The organism is Thioalkalivibrio sp. ARh3 (assembly GCF_000377265.1).
GTDB classification, from domain to species: domain Bacteria; phylum Pseudomonadota; class Gammaproteobacteria; order Ectothiorhodospirales; family Ectothiorhodospiraceae; genus Thioalkalivibrio; species Thioalkalivibrio thiocyanoxidans.
Genome location: NZ_KB897949.1, coordinates 228,403 through 241,413, shown reverse-complemented (window position 1 = coordinate 241,413; position 13,011 = coordinate 228,403). Strand labels below are relative to the sequence as shown.

14 protein-coding genes and 1 tRNA gene are annotated in these 13,011 nt (G+C 67.5%); 8 read left to right on the top strand and 7 right to left on the bottom strand.

Annotation, left to right across the window (positions count from 1 at the left end; translation table 11 throughout):
• Positions 1–120: 120 nt before the first annotated feature.
• Genes C995_RS0108050 through C995_RS0108025 form a run of 6 tightly spaced genes read left to right on the top strand, consistent with a single transcriptional unit; the run spans position 121 to position 4,350 of the window.
• Positions 121–585 (top strand): hypothetical protein, encoded by a 465-nt coding sequence (locus tag C995_RS0108050; RefSeq protein ID WP_018864444.1) that lies wholly within the window; start codon positions 121–123, stop codon positions 583–585.
• Between the two features lie 7 nt (positions 586–592).
• Entirely contained in the window at positions 593–1,084 is a 492-nt protein-coding gene (locus tag C995_RS0108045; RefSeq protein ID WP_018864443.1) for an O-acetyl-ADP-ribose deacetylase, read from the top strand.
• Positions 1,085–1,087: 3 nt separating this feature from the next.
• Positions 1,088–1,450 (top strand): DUF1992 domain-containing protein, encoded by a 363-nt coding sequence (locus C995_RS0108040; RefSeq protein WP_018864442.1) that lies wholly within the window; start codon positions 1,088–1,090, stop codon positions 1,448–1,450.
• The gene (locus tag C995_RS0108035; RefSeq protein ID WP_018864441.1) at positions 1,447–2,532 is read left to right on the top strand and encodes a PA0069 family radical SAM protein; all 1,086 of its coding nucleotides are present in this window, start codon (positions 1,447–1,449) and stop codon (positions 2,530–2,532) included. The genes C995_RS0108040 and C995_RS0108035 overlap by 4 nt, the downstream gene beginning before the upstream one ends.
• Positions 2,533–2,589: 57 nt before the next feature.
• Positions 2,590–3,396 carry a hypothetical protein gene (locus C995_RS0108030; protein WP_018864440.1) on the top strand — a complete coding sequence of 269 codons (807 nt, stop codon included), beginning with the start codon at positions 2,590–2,592 and terminating at the stop codon, positions 3,394–3,396.
• Between the two features lie 9 nt (positions 3,397–3,405).
• The gene (locus C995_RS0108025; RefSeq protein WP_018864439.1) at positions 3,406–4,350 is read left to right on the top strand and encodes a mechanosensitive ion channel family protein; all 945 of its coding nucleotides are present in this window, start codon (positions 3,406–3,408) and stop codon (positions 4,348–4,350) included.
• On the opposite strand, the gene C995_RS0108020 is transcribed toward C995_RS0108025, so the two are convergent.
• Together C995_RS0108020 and C995_RS0108015 are read right to left on the bottom strand one after the other, a co-directional pair.
• A complete protein-coding gene (locus C995_RS0108020) occupies positions 4,347–6,020 on the bottom strand; it encodes an ExeM/NucH family extracellular endonuclease (protein WP_018864438.1) in 1,674 nt (557 codons plus the stop codon). The two genes, C995_RS0108025 and C995_RS0108020, sit on opposite strands and share 4 nt — an antisense overlap.
• A gap of 23 nt (positions 6,021–6,043) precedes the next feature.
• On the bottom strand, positions 6,044–6,475 hold the full coding sequence (locus C995_RS0108015; RefSeq protein ID WP_018864437.1) for an Rrf2 family transcriptional regulator: 432 nt from the start codon (positions 6,473–6,475) through the stop codon (positions 6,044–6,046).
• A 257-nt stretch (positions 6,476–6,732) separates the two neighbouring features.
• On the opposite strand from C995_RS0108015, the gene C995_RS0108010 reads away from it, so the two are divergent.
• Complete coding sequence (locus C995_RS0108010; protein WP_018864436.1) at positions 6,733–7,614, top strand: undecaprenyl-diphosphate phosphatase; 882 nt, start codon at positions 6,733–6,735, stop codon at positions 7,612–7,614.
• Positions 7,615–7,639: 25 nt separating this feature from the next.
• Here the strand turns inward: C995_RS0108010 and C995_RS0108005 are convergent, their stop codons facing one another.
• Both C995_RS0108005 and C995_RS0108000 read right to left on the bottom strand, forming a co-directional pair.
• Positions 7,640–10,162 (bottom strand): ABC transporter permease, encoded by a 2,523-nt coding sequence (locus C995_RS0108005; protein WP_026279023.1) that lies wholly within the window; start codon positions 10,160–10,162, stop codon positions 7,640–7,642.
• The gene (locus tag C995_RS0108000; RefSeq protein WP_018864434.1) at positions 10,159–10,869 is read right to left on the bottom strand and encodes an ABC transporter ATP-binding protein; all 711 of its coding nucleotides are present in this window, start codon (positions 10,867–10,869) and stop codon (positions 10,159–10,161) included. The genes C995_RS0108005 and C995_RS0108000 overlap by 4 nt, the downstream gene beginning before the upstream one ends.
• Between C995_RS0108000 and C995_RS0107995 the strand changes: the two genes are divergently transcribed.
• Complete coding sequence (locus C995_RS0107995) at positions 10,868–11,635, top strand: arylesterase (RefSeq protein WP_018864433.1); 768 nt, start codon at positions 10,868–10,870, stop codon at positions 11,633–11,635. The genes C995_RS0108000 and C995_RS0107995 overlap by 2 nt on opposite strands.
• Here the strand turns inward: C995_RS0107995 and C995_RS0107990 are convergent.
• The 3 genes from C995_RS0107990 to C995_RS0107980 form a co-directional block, all read right to left on the bottom strand.
• Positions 11,543–11,869: a hypothetical protein gene (locus C995_RS0107990; protein ID WP_020008872.1), complete on the bottom strand. Its 327-nt coding sequence runs from the start codon at positions 11,867–11,869 to the stop codon at positions 11,543–11,545. The two genes, C995_RS0107995 and C995_RS0107990, sit on opposite strands and share 93 nt — an antisense overlap.
• Positions 11,870–11,944: 75 nt before the next feature.
• Positions 11,945–12,021: transfer RNA gene (locus C995_RS0107985), tRNA-Arg, on the bottom strand.
• Between the two features lie 75 nt (positions 12,022–12,096).
• Positions 12,097–13,002: an HPP family protein gene (locus C995_RS0107980; protein ID WP_018864432.1), complete on the bottom strand. Its 906-nt coding sequence runs from the start codon at positions 13,000–13,002 to the stop codon at positions 12,097–12,099.
• Positions 13,003–13,011: the final 9 nt, after the last annotated feature.

Here is a 13,011-nt window from a genome sequence, read left to right as displayed (position 1 = left end):
GCCACAGGGGTTCACCGGTGCGCATGGGTGCCGGGGCGAACCTCCAGGACTTGCTGTGGTCCCCCGTAGTACAGAAACCGATTGATGCCTGCCTCGCGCGGCGACTCCCAAGGAGGGTACATGACCGAGCCGGATGTACAACGCGGAACCCTGTGGTTCTGGCTGCTGATCAGTGTGGGTGTGGCCCTGCTGATCATTGCACTGGGTGTGAACCTGGAACCGCATGGTGCCGCGATCCTGCGCGCGCCGCTGGCGTCGCCGGCCGCAGGCGCACTGGGGTTTGGCATGGTGATGGTCTGGGCCGCCTACGGCTACGCACTGACCGCAGGGCGTGCCGCCGGGTCGCAGGAGCTGGGCGTGGTCTTCCTGAACCTGGCGTTGCCGGTGGCGCTGATCGTGCTGTGGAGCACCGAGGTCTTTGCGCTGGCGTTTTTCGTCGCGTTCGGCTGGGCCCTGACGCTTGTGGGGATGGCGTTCCGCCTGTTCCGGCGCGAGGCGCTTGCGGGGGTCATGATGCTTCCGATCATTGGTCTGAGCATGACGGCCATCCTGCTGTCGCTGACGCTCTGGATGGTGCCGGCATAGGGCAGCCATGATCTCGGTCGTACAGGGCGACATCACCACCCTGGAGGTGGATGCGATCGTCAACGCCGCCAACGAGAGCCTGCTGGGCGGTGGCGGGGTCGACGGGGCCATTCATCGCGCGGCCGGCCCCGAGCTGCTGGAGGCCACCCGGGCCATTGGCGGGTGCCCCACCGGCGAGGCGCGCATCACCCCCGGGTTCCGCCTTCCGGCGGAATACGTGATCCACACCGTCGGTCCGGTCTGGCAGGGCGGCCAGGCGGGCGAGGACCGCCTGCTCGCCTCCTGTTACCGCTCCAGCCTGGAACTGGCGATCGAATATGGTCTGCGCGAGGTGGCCTTTCCCCTGATCAGCACGGGCGTCTACCGGTTTCCCAAGGACCGCGCGGCCGATATCGCGCTGGAACAGCTGCGGGAGCGGGAGGGCCAGTTTCGTCGCCTGCTAGTCTGCGCGTTCAGTGCGGCCGATGCGGATGTCTACCGCGATCGGCTAGAGCGTTGACGGATGCTGCTCTCCGAGGCGCAAGTCGAGGCGAAGCTCGCCGAGGCGGCACGGCGGGGCGAGTTCGATGACCTGCCCGGGGCGGGGCGGCCACTGGAACTCGACGATGACCGCGATGTGCCGGAGGAGCTGCGCATGGCGTTCCGGGTGATGAAGAACGCGGGGTATGTGCCGGAGGCCGTGCGCCTGCGCGGCGAGATCGCCTCGGCCGAGGCCCTGCTGCAAGCGGCCGACGATGCCGCCGCGCGTGACCGGGCCGCCCGGCGGCTGCGCGTACTGCTGGATCGGCTGAACCAGTCGGGCGAGGGGCGCGGCCTGATCTCCGAGTCTGGCTACTTTCGCCAGCTCTGCGAGCGGCTTCGATGAATGAGCGCGATGGAGCGGTTCGTGGCCGCGGCGCGACGATCCAGCCCCTTGCGCGCTTCGAGACCACGCACCGTGAACCGTTCGACGATGGCTGGGTGGGCGATGACGAAGAGCCTCGGCCGCTGCGCACCGAGGTGACGCCGGAACACCCGCGCAAGGTGCTGTCCTGGAACCAGTCGCCGGATGTTCCGTTCGAGCTGTCCCTGAATCCCTACCGAGGCTGTGAGCACGGTTGCGCGTACTGTTTCGCGCGGCCGGCACATGCCTATGTCGGCCTGTCGCCGGGGTTCGACTTCGAGAGCCGGCTGTTTGCCAAGGTGGGCGCGGCCGACTGCCTGCGCCGCGAACTGGCACGGCCCGCACATCGCGTGACGCCCCTGGCGCTGGGCATCAACACGGATGCCTACCAGCCGGTGGAGCGCGAGTGGCGCATCACGCGGGAGGTCCTCGAGGTGCTGGCCGAGGCGCGACATCCGGTCTCCATCGTGACCAAGTCCGCGCTGGTGGAGCGCGACCTGGACCTGCTCGGACCCATGGCCGAGCGGGGCCTGGTGCAGGTGGCGATCTCCGTGACCACGCTGGATCGGGCGCTTTCGCGCCACCTGGAGCCACGCGCGGCCGCCCCCCAGCGACGCCTGGAGACCATGCGCAGACTGAGCGAGGCCGGGGTGCCGGTGGCGGTGCTGGTGGCACCCCTGATCCCGGTGCTGACCGACGGCGAGCTGGAGTCGTTGCTGGATGCGGCACGCGAGGCCGGGGCAACCAGCGCCGGCTACGTGCTGCTGCGCCTGCCGCGGGAGGTGGCGCCGCTGTTCGAGGACTGGCTGCGCACCCATCACCCGCTGAAGGCGGATCATGTGCTGCAGCGCCTGCGCGAAGCGCACGGCGGCAAGTTGTACGATTCGAGCTTTGGTCACCGGATGGTCGGGGCGGGCCCCTATGCAACGCTGTTGCGCCAACGCTTTCGCCTGGCCCGGCGCCGGGCCGGTCTCGCCGGCCGCCTGGCGGAACTGGATACCACGCACTTTCGCCCGCCAGCGGCACCGGAGGCCGACCGTGGTCCGCAGATGGATCTGTTTTAGGAGTGCGCTACAGTGGTCGCGGAGAACATCGGTAGCGGACACAGGACACCACCAGGGATGACCGACAAGGACCAGACAGGGAAGCGGCCGACCTGGTGGGGACGCTGGTCGTTGCCACAGGGGCGGATCGGGCGCTGGTCCGTCGGGCCGCTGGATATCTGGCTCGAGCATACCCCGGCGGAATGGCGGCTGGGGCTGGACCGGCCGCGCGACGCCGCCGATTCCACCCTGGACATTCAGGTGCCGACCGATGCCGAGTGGCCCGAGTCATTGTCCGAGCGGCTGCGCTTTGCCGGGGCCACCGGCGACACACAGCCGGAATTGCGGATCGCGCTGGCCGACCGCCCGATGGTCAGCCGGCCGGAAAACCCGTTCTACGTGCCGGCCCAGGGCCGGGTTACGCTGTTCCTCAGTTCGCCTGCCTGGGTCCAGTTCTACCTGGGCGATGCGCGGGCGCACGAATTCCCGGTCTATGTGCCTTCGGATACCTGGTTCGGCCCCAATACGGTCGAAGGGGAGTTGTGCTATGCCACGCGCACCCAGGCGCGGCTCGCACTGGAGGATGTCCCGGAGCGCCCGCACCGCGTGGTCACGCCGCTGACGATCCACAACAAGGCGCTGGATGCGCTGTTCCTGGAGCGGGTGAACCTGCCGGTGCCGCGTCTCCCGGTCTATGCCGATCGGCACAACCGCCTGTGGACCCCGGCGGTACGCATGGAGCGCGAGGAAGACCAGGACATGGCGGCGATGAAGATCGACGCCGGGCCGCCCGCCGAGGCCGAGGGGGCGGAGCGGATCGCCGAGCCGCGCGAGGTGGGCGGGCGGCATGTGATGGTGCGGGCGTTCAGCGCCCTGTTCCAGTAGGAGAGCAGGATGGACGGCTGGATGCAAGGCACCATGGACTTCCTGACCAGCGATGGCTTTCTCGCTGCGCTGCGGGCCTCGCTGTACATCATTGTTGGTTTGATCCTGGCGCGACTGGTCTCGCGCAGCCTGACGCGGGCCTTCGGCCGGCACATGGATGCCCAGCAGATCATGCTGATGCGCCGCATCAGCTTCTACGTGATCCTGGTCCTGGCGGTGGTCTCCGGGCTGCGCGAGCTGGGATTCGATCTCACCGTGCTGCTGGGGGCGGCCGGCATCCTGACGGTGGCCCTGGGCTTTGCCTCGCAGACCTCGGCGTCCAACCTGATCTCGGGGTTGTTCCTGATCGGGGAGCGGCCCTTCTCGGTCGGCGACTTCATCAAGGTGGGGGACGCAACGGGGGAGGTGCTGTCCATCGACCTGCTGTCGGTGAAGCTGCGTACCTTCGACAACCTGCTGGTGCGCGTACCCAACGAGAGCCTGGTGAAGTCGCAGATCACCAACCTGACGCGCTTCCCGATTCGTCGTCTGGACATGCAGATCGGGGTGGCCTACCGCACCGACCTCAAGGTACTGCGCGACATTCTGATGGATGTGGCGGACCGCAACCCGGTCTGCCTGGAGGAGCCCAAGCCGCTGTTCATCTTCCTCGAGTACGGGGATTCCGCGCTGAAGATTCAGCTGTCCGTATGGGCGCGGCGGGAGAATTTCCTGGATCTGCGCAACAGCATGCACATGCAGGTGAAGGCCGCACTGGACGAGGCAGGCATCGAGATCCCGTTCCCGCAGCGCACGCTGAGCCATATCGATGGCGGGCCGATCCCCGTGCGGGTGATCCGGGACAACCTGAGCGACGAGGAGACCGAGGCCGCCGAGAAGATGGACGAGAAGGCCGGCGAGGCGGAGACCGACGCGGGAGCGTCAGAGGCCGGGCGGCACTCGACGCGCGACTAGTCGACGCGCAGGTTCAGCCAGACCGGGTCGTGGTCCGAGGCGCGCCATGGCCCCTCCGCGGGCTGGCTCCCGTCGAAGCCGAGAAAGGCCGGTTCGTCGGCGTTGATCGCCCAGGAGCCGGCTTCACCGACGCGTTCGGCGATCCCCTTCGGGCCGAGGAGGTAGTCCAGTTGCCCGGACTGCCCGCGAAAGACATAGCTGTAGGCCCGGTCGGGCTCGGCATGTACCAGATCCCGTTTCCCCGCCTCGCGTAGTACACGGATCGGGTCTTCCTTGGCGTAGGCGTTCAGGTCGCCGGCGACGATCACGGGCAGCTCGTCGCGACGTTCCTGTTCGATCCACTGCGCCAGGCGTTGGGCCTGGGCCGTTCGCCGCTCGTTCCAGCAGCCCTGTCCACGATCCACGTCGCCGCTGGAAGGACATCCGGACTTGGCCTTGAAGTGCACCGCCACGACCCCGAACAGGGCTTCGCCTTCCGGTGTGCCGAACCACGCGAGCAGTGGCGGACGATGATGCACGCGGTCTTCATCGGCGACGGCATCCAGCAGTTCCAGTCGATCGGGACGGTAGGTAATGCCGACCTTGATCGCGTCCGTTCCCGGCGCGGGATGGCGGACGGCCTGGTAGGTGATATCGCCATGCTGGCTCAGGCGTTCGATCAGGCGTTCGCGCGCGGCGGGCCGGTTTTCCAGCTCGATGGCCGTGATCAGGTCGGCCTTCAGCGGGAGCAGGGCGGCATTCAGCTTGGCCTCCTGCCGCTGGCGCTCGGCGCGACTGGCCGCGCCGCGTTCGCCCAGCGTGACGAAGTCGTTCTCCATGTTGGCGGTGACGATGCGCAGTGCGCCGTCTGTCGCCGGATCGGGCGCTTCGGGACGGCTACCACCCTCCCACTGTGGCGTTTCGGTCGGGTGCAGGCGGTGGGCATCGAAGGCATGCGTCAGGATGCCGGTCAGGCCGGGGACCTGGCTGCCGACGCGGCGTGTGCCCCGGTCGTCGAGGTAGGGGACCGGCTCCGGGCGGGCGCGGTAGCTGCCATCGTCCAGCACGATGCGACGTTCGGCATGGTCGTGGTCGTCGAATGCGCCCGTCTGCCCCGGGTGCCACAGGCGTCCGCCGGCGGCGAGTTTCAGGCTGCCGTAGCGCTCAAGCTCATGGTGTCCCGTGACGGTCAGGGTCTGATCGAAACGCACGCGTACGTCTTCGAAGTCCTGCAGGCGCTGGGCGTCGCGCGGGAGTTCGAGCGCCACCGGCTCGGGCAGCCGCCCGCTGCCGCAGGTCTCGATGTCGTCGATGCGGGCGAGCTGGGGGCGGCCGTGGTGATGGCCAAAGCGGCCCTCGACACGCAGTCGATCGCCGGGTTTTACCGGCTCCTGGCGGGGGGCGTAGACGAACACCCCGGTCGGCGTGTCGGCCACGTCGTTCTGCAGGTAGAAGCCGCCCAGTTCATCGGCGCCCATGAAGACGCCAGTGACGATGCCCTCCAGCACGACGGATGTAGCGTCCGCCGGTGGTTCGGCCAGCAACTCGTTCGTCGTGAGGCTGGTGCGGTCGGGGGGACACGCGGGCGCCAGCGCATGCGCGGATGGCACGGCCAGTGCGAAAGCTACGACCAATACCCGCGGGACCACGCTGGCGAGTGTGCGGCGAATGGAGGTCACGTGCCGGTCCATGGCGGCGTCCTCAATATTGCGGGTCAGGCGCTAAAGCGTAGCAGGGACCGCAGGTGGTCGGGTGACTGGGTAACGTCCCGAATGCTGTATTGGTCGAGCACGGCGAGAAAGGCGTCCCGGGCGTCGTCCAGCACCCCGCGCAGCTGGCAGCCGGGCAGGATCGGGCACATCGGGTTCTCGCAGTCGACCACATTGAGGTTGGGTTCCATGTCGCGGACGACGGCCCCGATATTGATCGATTCGGGGTCGCGCGCAAGCGAGATGCCGCCTCCCTTGCCGCGGCGGGTAACCAGGTAGCCCTTCTGGCCGAGCTGATGGACGATCTTGACCAGGTGGTTGCGCGGGATGCCGAAGCGTTCGGAGATCTCGGTGACGGTGACGCGCTGGTCGCTGGGCTGGACCGTCAGGTACATCAGGACGCGCAGGGAAAAGTCGGTGAAGCGGGTTAGTTGCATGGGTGACTCGTTGGCGGTTTGCAGGCCTTGTCGGCGCTCGCCAGGTCCCGTGGGTTCTCGTGTGCAACACGGGTTCGGTTGGTCGGCTGCCAGATATACGGTTATGTGAACGGATAAAGGGACAATAAGGCCGGCGTAGTGCAAAAACAAGCAAGGCCCCGGTATGCAGTGGAGTGGCGCACCGCGAACCCGGTAACAACGTTTGGCAGGCCTTTTCCGTATACTGCGCCCGCCTTGGGGATGAAAGCGGAATTGGAATGACAGTCTGGGTCGCCGCCCTGCTCGGGGTCGTGCAGGGAATATTCATGTTCTTGCCGGTCAGTTCGACCGCGCACCTGGTGCTTACCCAGCACTGGCTGATCCTCAGTGGCGAGCCGCTGCCACCGCCGGAAAGCCCGGAGATGATCCTGTTCGATCTGGTCGTGCATGTCGGCACGCTGGTGTCGATCATCTATGTATTCCGCCAGAGTCTTTGGCGCCTGAGCGGCGGGATCGCCCGCGAGAGCTGGCAATGGGCCTCGGCGGGCGGCAGCGCGGGCCGCGAGATGCTGTTCCTGCGCCTGGCACTGCTTTGTGGCTTGTCGGTGTTCGCCACCGCCGTGATCGGCTTTACGCTGAAGGCGAGCTTCGAGCACGTGTTCGCCAATCCGACGCTGATCGCCGGTACCCTTACCTTGACCGGCATCCTGCTGTGGTGGACCGATCGGTTGAGCCGCCGCCCGCTGGGGCTGCGCAAGCTGGGGCCGAAGATCGCCACGATCATTGGTGTGGCCCAGGGCTTCGCGCTGGTACCGGGCCTCAGCCGCAGCGGCATGACCATCACCTTTGCGCTGTTCTCGGGCCTCAAGCGGCGCTGGGCTGCGGAATACAGCTTTTTCCTTGCCATCCCGACGATCCTGGCCGCGACTGCCGTTCAGTCGCTGGATGTGTGGAACAGCGGTAATGGACTGGGGGATCTGAGCTGGACCCCGCTGATCGTGGGTTTCGTGGTCTCCGCGGTGGTCGGCGTTATCTCCCTGAAGATGGTGCTGTTCTTCCTCTATCGCGCACGGCTGAAGGTGTTTTCCTTCTATGTCTGGGCGCTGGCGGCCCTGGTGCTGTTCGGCTTCCTCGATGTGGACATCATGTACGGCCACTGATGGATTGTGCGGGTCGGCGGGCGCATCACTCGGGGCCGCGCAGGACCCCGAGTGGCGCCTGGCGCAGTACGCTGCGTGTGCCCAGCCAGCCGGCCAGCGCGATGCCCAGGGTCCCCCCGACGATCCCGAAGACGAACGTCATGGGGTTGATGCGGTAGTCGAACTCGAACACCTGCCAGGCCAGCAGGGCCCCGACGGCGGTGGCGATGATGGCGGCCAGCAACCCGGCCAGAAAGCCCAGGCTGCCGAACTCGGCCAGCAACGCCCGGCGGATGTGGTGGCGTCGGGCCCCCAGTGCGCGTAACAGGGCGGTCTCGCGACGGCGGACGTCGCGGGTGGCCTGCACGGCCGCGAGCAGTACGGTCAGCCCCGCGAGCAGCGTGAACAGGAAGACATACTCGACCGCGCGTGTAGCCTGATCCATCACATCACGGACCTGCTCGATGATCGCGCTGACGTCGATCGCCGAGACGGCCGGGAATTCGCGCAGCCAGCGGTTCTGCTCCGCCCCCATGCCCTCCGGCACATGCAGCGCGGTGATGTAGGTGCGCGGCTGGTCGCCCAGCAGGGCGGGTGGCCCGATCACAAAGAAATTGACCCGGAAGCTGTCCCAGTCGACCTCGCGGACATTGGCGATGACCCCGCGCACGGGCTGCCCGCCCACCCGGAAGGTGAGGCTGTCGCCGATCTCCAGGCCAAAGCGCTCCATCAGTCCGGCCTCGACCGACCACACATCGTCGGCCGCCTCGCCGGTCGGGCCGTGATGGAACCAGTGGCCTTCGATCACGCGGTTGTGCGCCGGCGGCTCCTCCGCGTAGGAGAGGTTGAACTCGCGATCGACCAGGCGCCGGGTCTGGTCGTCGTCAAAGTCATCGGGCTGGACCGGCTGGTCGTTGATCGCGATCAGGCGCCCGCGAATCATCGGGTCCATTTGTGGACGTTCGAGCCCGGAGGCCTCGATCCGGTCGGCGAAAGCCTCTTCCTGTCCGGGCTGGATATTGACGAAGAACTGGTTCGGGGCGTCCTCGGGGATGCTCGCATCCCAGGCGGAGAGCAGATCCACGCGCACGATTGCCAGCAGCAGCAGCGCGAGGATGCCGATGCTGAAGGCCACGAGTTGCACGGCGCTCAGTCCGCCCCGCCGGGAGAGGTTGGCAAGCCCGAAACGCAGTGCCATGCCCCCGTGGTCGCGCAGCGGGCGCAGGGCCAGCACCATCAGCAGCCCCAGCGCCCCGAGTACGAGCAAGGCACCTGCGGTCCCGAGCAGGACCCAGGCGGCCAGCTGCGGGTCGGCCGCTTGCCAGTACAGCAGCGCGCCGAAGGTCAGCAGGGCGAGGAGTCCGGACAGCCAGACGGAAGCGGGCGGGAGCCCCAGGTCGCGGCGCAGTACCCGCAGGGGCGGCACGCGGCCAATGCGCAGCAGCGCGGGCAGGGCGAAGCCGATGGCGGTGATCAGACCGACACCGAAGCCAGCCGCGACCGGCCGCGCCCCCGGGGGTGGCAGGTCCCCCGCAAGCCATTCCCCAAGCAGTGCGGACAGGACAAATTGCGCCCCGAACCCGATGATCAGCCCTACGCTGCTCGCGACCAGGGCAATGAGCAGGACATGGCCGAAGTAGAGTCGGAGGATCCTTCGTCCGCTGGCCCCCAGCGCGCGCATGACAGCGGCGGGGTCGGCCCGGCGTTGGGCAAAATGGTGGGCCGCGACCGCGATCGCGGCCCCTGCCAGGAGGACGGCCATCAACGAGGCCAGGCCGAGGAAGCGTTCCGCCCGTTCGATCGCGACCTGCAACTCCGGGCTGGCGTCATCAAGGCCGCGCAGGCGCTGGCCCGGCTCCAGGCGTTCCTCGATCCAGTCACGGTAGCGCTCAAGCTGGGTTGCCGGCCCGGTCACAAAGAGTTCGTAGCGCACCCGGCTACCGGGCGCGATCAGCCCGCTGATCTCGAGATCGTCAAAGGCGAGCATCAGCCGAGGGGCAATATCCAGCAGGTAACTCCCGCGATCCGGCTCACGCACGATCTCGCCGGCTATCTCCAGTTCCAGTTCGCCAACCTCGACGGTATCGCCGACCTCAAGCTCCAGCGCCTGCAGGAGGGCACCTTCGAGCCATGCGGTGCCGGGTTCCGGCCCCCGCGTGTACGGCTCGGGATCCCGGTCTGCGGTGCTGCGTACGAGGGCCTCGCCCAGCAGGGGCCAGTCCCGATCCACCGCGCGCAGGGCGGACAGGCGGGAGTCATCATCGGGCGTGAACAGGACGCTGGGAAGCGCAGCGGTACGGGCGGTCTGAAGGCCTTGACGCTCGGCCTCGGCCAGCCATTCCTCGGGTATCGGGTCATTGCCGACCACGGCCATGTCACCCCCCAGCAGCAGGGTGGCCTGCTGCGCCATGCCCCGGTCCACGCGGTCGGTAAAGAAGCCGACCGCTGCCACGGCGGCCACGGCGACGACCAGGGCTGTCGCGAGCACACGCAGCTCGGCACTGCGCCATTCGCGCCAGACGCCACGAACCCATGTGCGCATTCCGCCTCGCCCGAACAGACCTGTCATGCGAGCATGCCGTCCTGGATGTGGAGGATACGATCGCATTGCTGCGCGAGATCGGCGTCATGCGTCACCAGGATCAGCGCCGTGCGCCGGTCCTCGTGGTCGGGGTCCCGCGCGAGGCTGAACAAGAGGTCGATAATGCGTCCACCGGTCTGGCCGTCGAGGTTGCCTGTGGGCTCGTCGGCAAACAGCACGGCGGGTCGGTCGACGATGGCGCGGGCGATGGCGACGCGCTGCTGTTCGCCTCCCGAGAGCTGGTGCGGGTAATGGGCTTCTCGCTCGCTCAGTCCCACGCGTTTCAGCGCATCCCGGGCCCACGCCGAGATCTCGACTTGCGAGCGCCCTTCGTGCTCGGGGTTCAACTCCAGCGGCAGGAGCACATTCTCGAAGGCGGTCAGCGCCGGGAGCAGCTGGAAGGACTGGAATACAAAGCCGACACGGCCGGCGCGCAAGGCCGCGCGGCCATCCTCGTCCAGTTCGCTGATCGTTTGCCCCAGCAGGCGAACTTCTCCGGCGCTTGGAGCGTCCAGACCTGCAAGAAGTCCGAGCAGCGTGGATTTGCCGGACCCGGATGCACCCAGGATCGCGACGGTCTCGCCGGCCTGAACCGACAGCGAGATCCCGCGCAGGATATCGAGTACACCGCTGGGCCCGGCGATCCGCTGTTGCAGGTCACGGGCTTCCAGAACTGAAGATGAGGATGCATCCATGTGGCGTTATTCCCTGGTCATTATTGCGTGGCTCGCGTTGCTATGGAGTCCGCTTGGCCTTGCGAATTCCATCAGTGCGGAAAATTCGGGGGAAGAACCCGCGAAGGTGCTGGTGTTCGGCGATTCCCTGAGCGCGGCCTACGGCATGAGTGACACCGAAAGCTGGGTGGGGCTCCTGGAGGAGCGTCTGAGCGAGCGCAACCATCCCTGGCGCGTCGCGAATGCCTCGATCAGTGGCGAGACGACGGCCGGGGGACGCGAACGCCTGCCGGAGGTCCTGGATCGGGAGAATCCCGATCTCGTGATTCTGGCGCTGGGGGGCAACGACGGCCTGCGCGGGCTCTCGCCACGGGCCATGCGCGACAACCTGGAGGCGATGCTGGAGGCGATCGACGCGGCGGGCGCCCAGACCCTGCTGCTCGGGATCCGCATCCCGCCCAATTACGGCCCGCAGTACACCCAGCGCTTCGAGGCCGTCTTCACCGATCTGGCTCGGGAACGCGGGCTGGTGTTCGAGCCGTTCTTCCTGCACGAAATCGCCTTGCGCGACGGGATGATTATGGATGACGGGATCCACCCGACGCCCGAGGCGCAGCCCTACATGCTGGAGGCCGTATGGCCCCATCTGGAGCCCATGATGCGCGGGATAGAGGCCTGTCTGGACGACGCGGTTTCAGTCTCCGAGCGCCCGGCGCAGATCCGTCAGGACGTCCTCGGGGAGGAGCTGACGCAGTACCGGATGAACATCGCGCTCGACCTCGGATAGCAGCGGCAGGGTGCGAACAAGCGAGTGCCGTGACAGCGGGTCGCCGTACTGGTTGGTCTGAATCGGGCGGTCCAGGCCGGTCTCCATCAGCGCAACACCGGGCTCGCCGCGGGGGCCTTCGTCGAGGACCTCGACCAGTTCCACCATGCGGCCGTCCACTTCCCCCTGCACCCCGATCAGCGGAGCCAGGAGATGGACCAGCTGCTCGGTCTGTTCCATGGTCAGTGTCGCCATTGGACTACCTTACGGCGGATTCCCTGCCGACACCAGCCCGCTCGGCCTGGCCACAGAGAGGCGTAGAGAGAAGGGTGGTGTCCCCGGCAGGATTCGAACCTGCGACCTGCCCCTTAGGAGGGGGCTGCTCTATCCAGCTGAGCTACGGAGACAGCCGCGCCGCGAGTATAAGCGCGCGGCGGGGTTCTCGCCAAAGGGCCGCGGCTGCCGCCAGGTCACCGGGAAGCTCACCCTCGAGCATCCAGGCGGTGGTGCGCCCAGGCGACAAAGTCCGTGACTGGGCAGTGGCCTTCCTCGGGCACGCCAGCACCGCTGATTACGCGATAGGTGATCAGGTCGCCGTCTCGCGCCAGGACCTTGCGGACGCTCCAGGCATGGTCCTGGGCGCCGTTGCTGTAGCACTGTCCGGGGCGAACGTCCGCGGGATCGATCGTGTCCGGATGCTCATGGTGTCGACGTGCCAGCAGGTACAGGCGGGCCAGATCGTCCTCGCTCATGTCGAGGTACAGATTGAGATCGCGCATCGCGTGCTCCAGGTCGGTCTGGGTCAGTCCCGAGCGTTCCAGTGCACCGGATGGGCCAGCGGGCGAGGGCTCGTCCAGGCGGGCCAGGGCGGCCGGGTAGCGGCGCCATGGAAACGGGTAGTTGATCACGAACGCGACCATCAGCATGACGGCCACACTGGAGAGCACCGGGTGCAGGATGAACAGCAGGCCGAGGTCCTCGACCGAGGCGCCGCCGACGACCGCGTACAACGCTGTGGCTCCCCCGGGGGGATGCAGGCAGCGCAGGTAGTACATCGCATAGACGGTGAGCCCGACCGCGAGCGCGGCCGCCACCAGCGGGTGGTCCACCGCGTGCCGAACGGCGACCCCGACAATGGCTGCAATCGCATGGCCGCCGAGGACGTTCCATGGCTGGGACAGGGCGGCCCGAGGGGCGGCGAAGAGCAGGACGGCGGTCGCCCCCAGAGAGGCGAGGATGAGCCCGTTGATGCCGCTTTCGGTGACCGAGGCCGCGACCTCCAGTGACAGATAAAGCCCGATCACGGCCCCGATCAGGGCGATCAGCTTGTCCTTGTGATTGGTGGTGTCGAGAAAGTCGCCGAGTAAGAGTCTGCGGCCAATGCGCATGTCTGCTCG

What these genes read in the sequence shown, in the direction of transcription:
- C995_RS0108050 (WP_018864444.1), top strand. Translation starts at nt 121, where the DNA reads ATGACCGAGCCGGATGTACAACGCGGAACCCTGTGGTTCTGGCTGCTG.
- C995_RS0108045 (WP_018864443.1), top strand. Translation starts at nt 593, where the DNA reads ATGATCTCGGTCGTACAGGGCGACATCACCACCCTGGAGGTGGATGCG.
- C995_RS0108040 (WP_018864442.1), top strand. Translation starts at nt 1,088, where the DNA reads ATGCTGCTCTCCGAGGCGCAAGTCGAGGCGAAGCTCGCCGAGGCGGCA.
- C995_RS0108035 (WP_018864441.1), top strand. Translation starts at nt 1,447, where the DNA reads ATGAATGAGCGCGATGGAGCGGTTCGTGGCCGCGGCGCGACGATCCAG.
- C995_RS0108030 (WP_018864440.1), top strand. Translation starts at nt 2,590, where the DNA reads ATGACCGACAAGGACCAGACAGGGAAGCGGCCGACCTGGTGGGGACGC.
- C995_RS0108025 (WP_018864439.1), top strand. Translation starts at nt 3,406, where the DNA reads ATGGACGGCTGGATGCAAGGCACCATGGACTTCCTGACCAGCGATGGC.
- C995_RS0108020 (WP_018864438.1), bottom strand. Translation starts at nt 6,020, where the DNA reads ATGGACCGGCACGTGACCTCCATTCGCCGCACACTCGCCAGCGTGGTC.
- C995_RS0108015 (WP_018864437.1), bottom strand. Translation starts at nt 6,475, where the DNA reads ATGCAACTAACCCGCTTCACCGACTTTTCCCTGCGCGTCCTGATGTAC.
- C995_RS0108010 (WP_018864436.1), top strand. Translation starts at nt 6,733, where the DNA reads ATGACAGTCTGGGTCGCCGCCCTGCTCGGGGTCGTGCAGGGAATATTC.
- C995_RS0108005 (WP_026279023.1), bottom strand. Translation starts at nt 10,162, where the DNA reads ATGACAGGTCTGTTCGGGCGAGGCGGAATGCGCACATGGGTTCGTGGC.
- C995_RS0107995 (WP_018864433.1), top strand. Translation starts at nt 10,868, where the DNA reads ATGTGGCGTTATTCCCTGGTCATTATTGCGTGGCTCGCGTTGCTATGG.
- C995_RS0108000 (WP_018864434.1), bottom strand. Translation starts at nt 10,869, where the DNA reads ATGGATGCATCCTCATCTTCAGTTCTGGAAGCCCGTGACCTGCAACAG.
- C995_RS0107990 (WP_020008872.1), bottom strand. Translation starts at nt 11,869, where the DNA reads ATGGCGACACTGACCATGGAACAGACCGAGCAGCTGGTCCATCTCCTG.
- C995_RS0107980 (WP_018864432.1), bottom strand. Translation starts at nt 13,002, where the DNA reads ATGCGCATTGGCCGCAGACTCTTACTCGGCGACTTTCTCGACACCACC.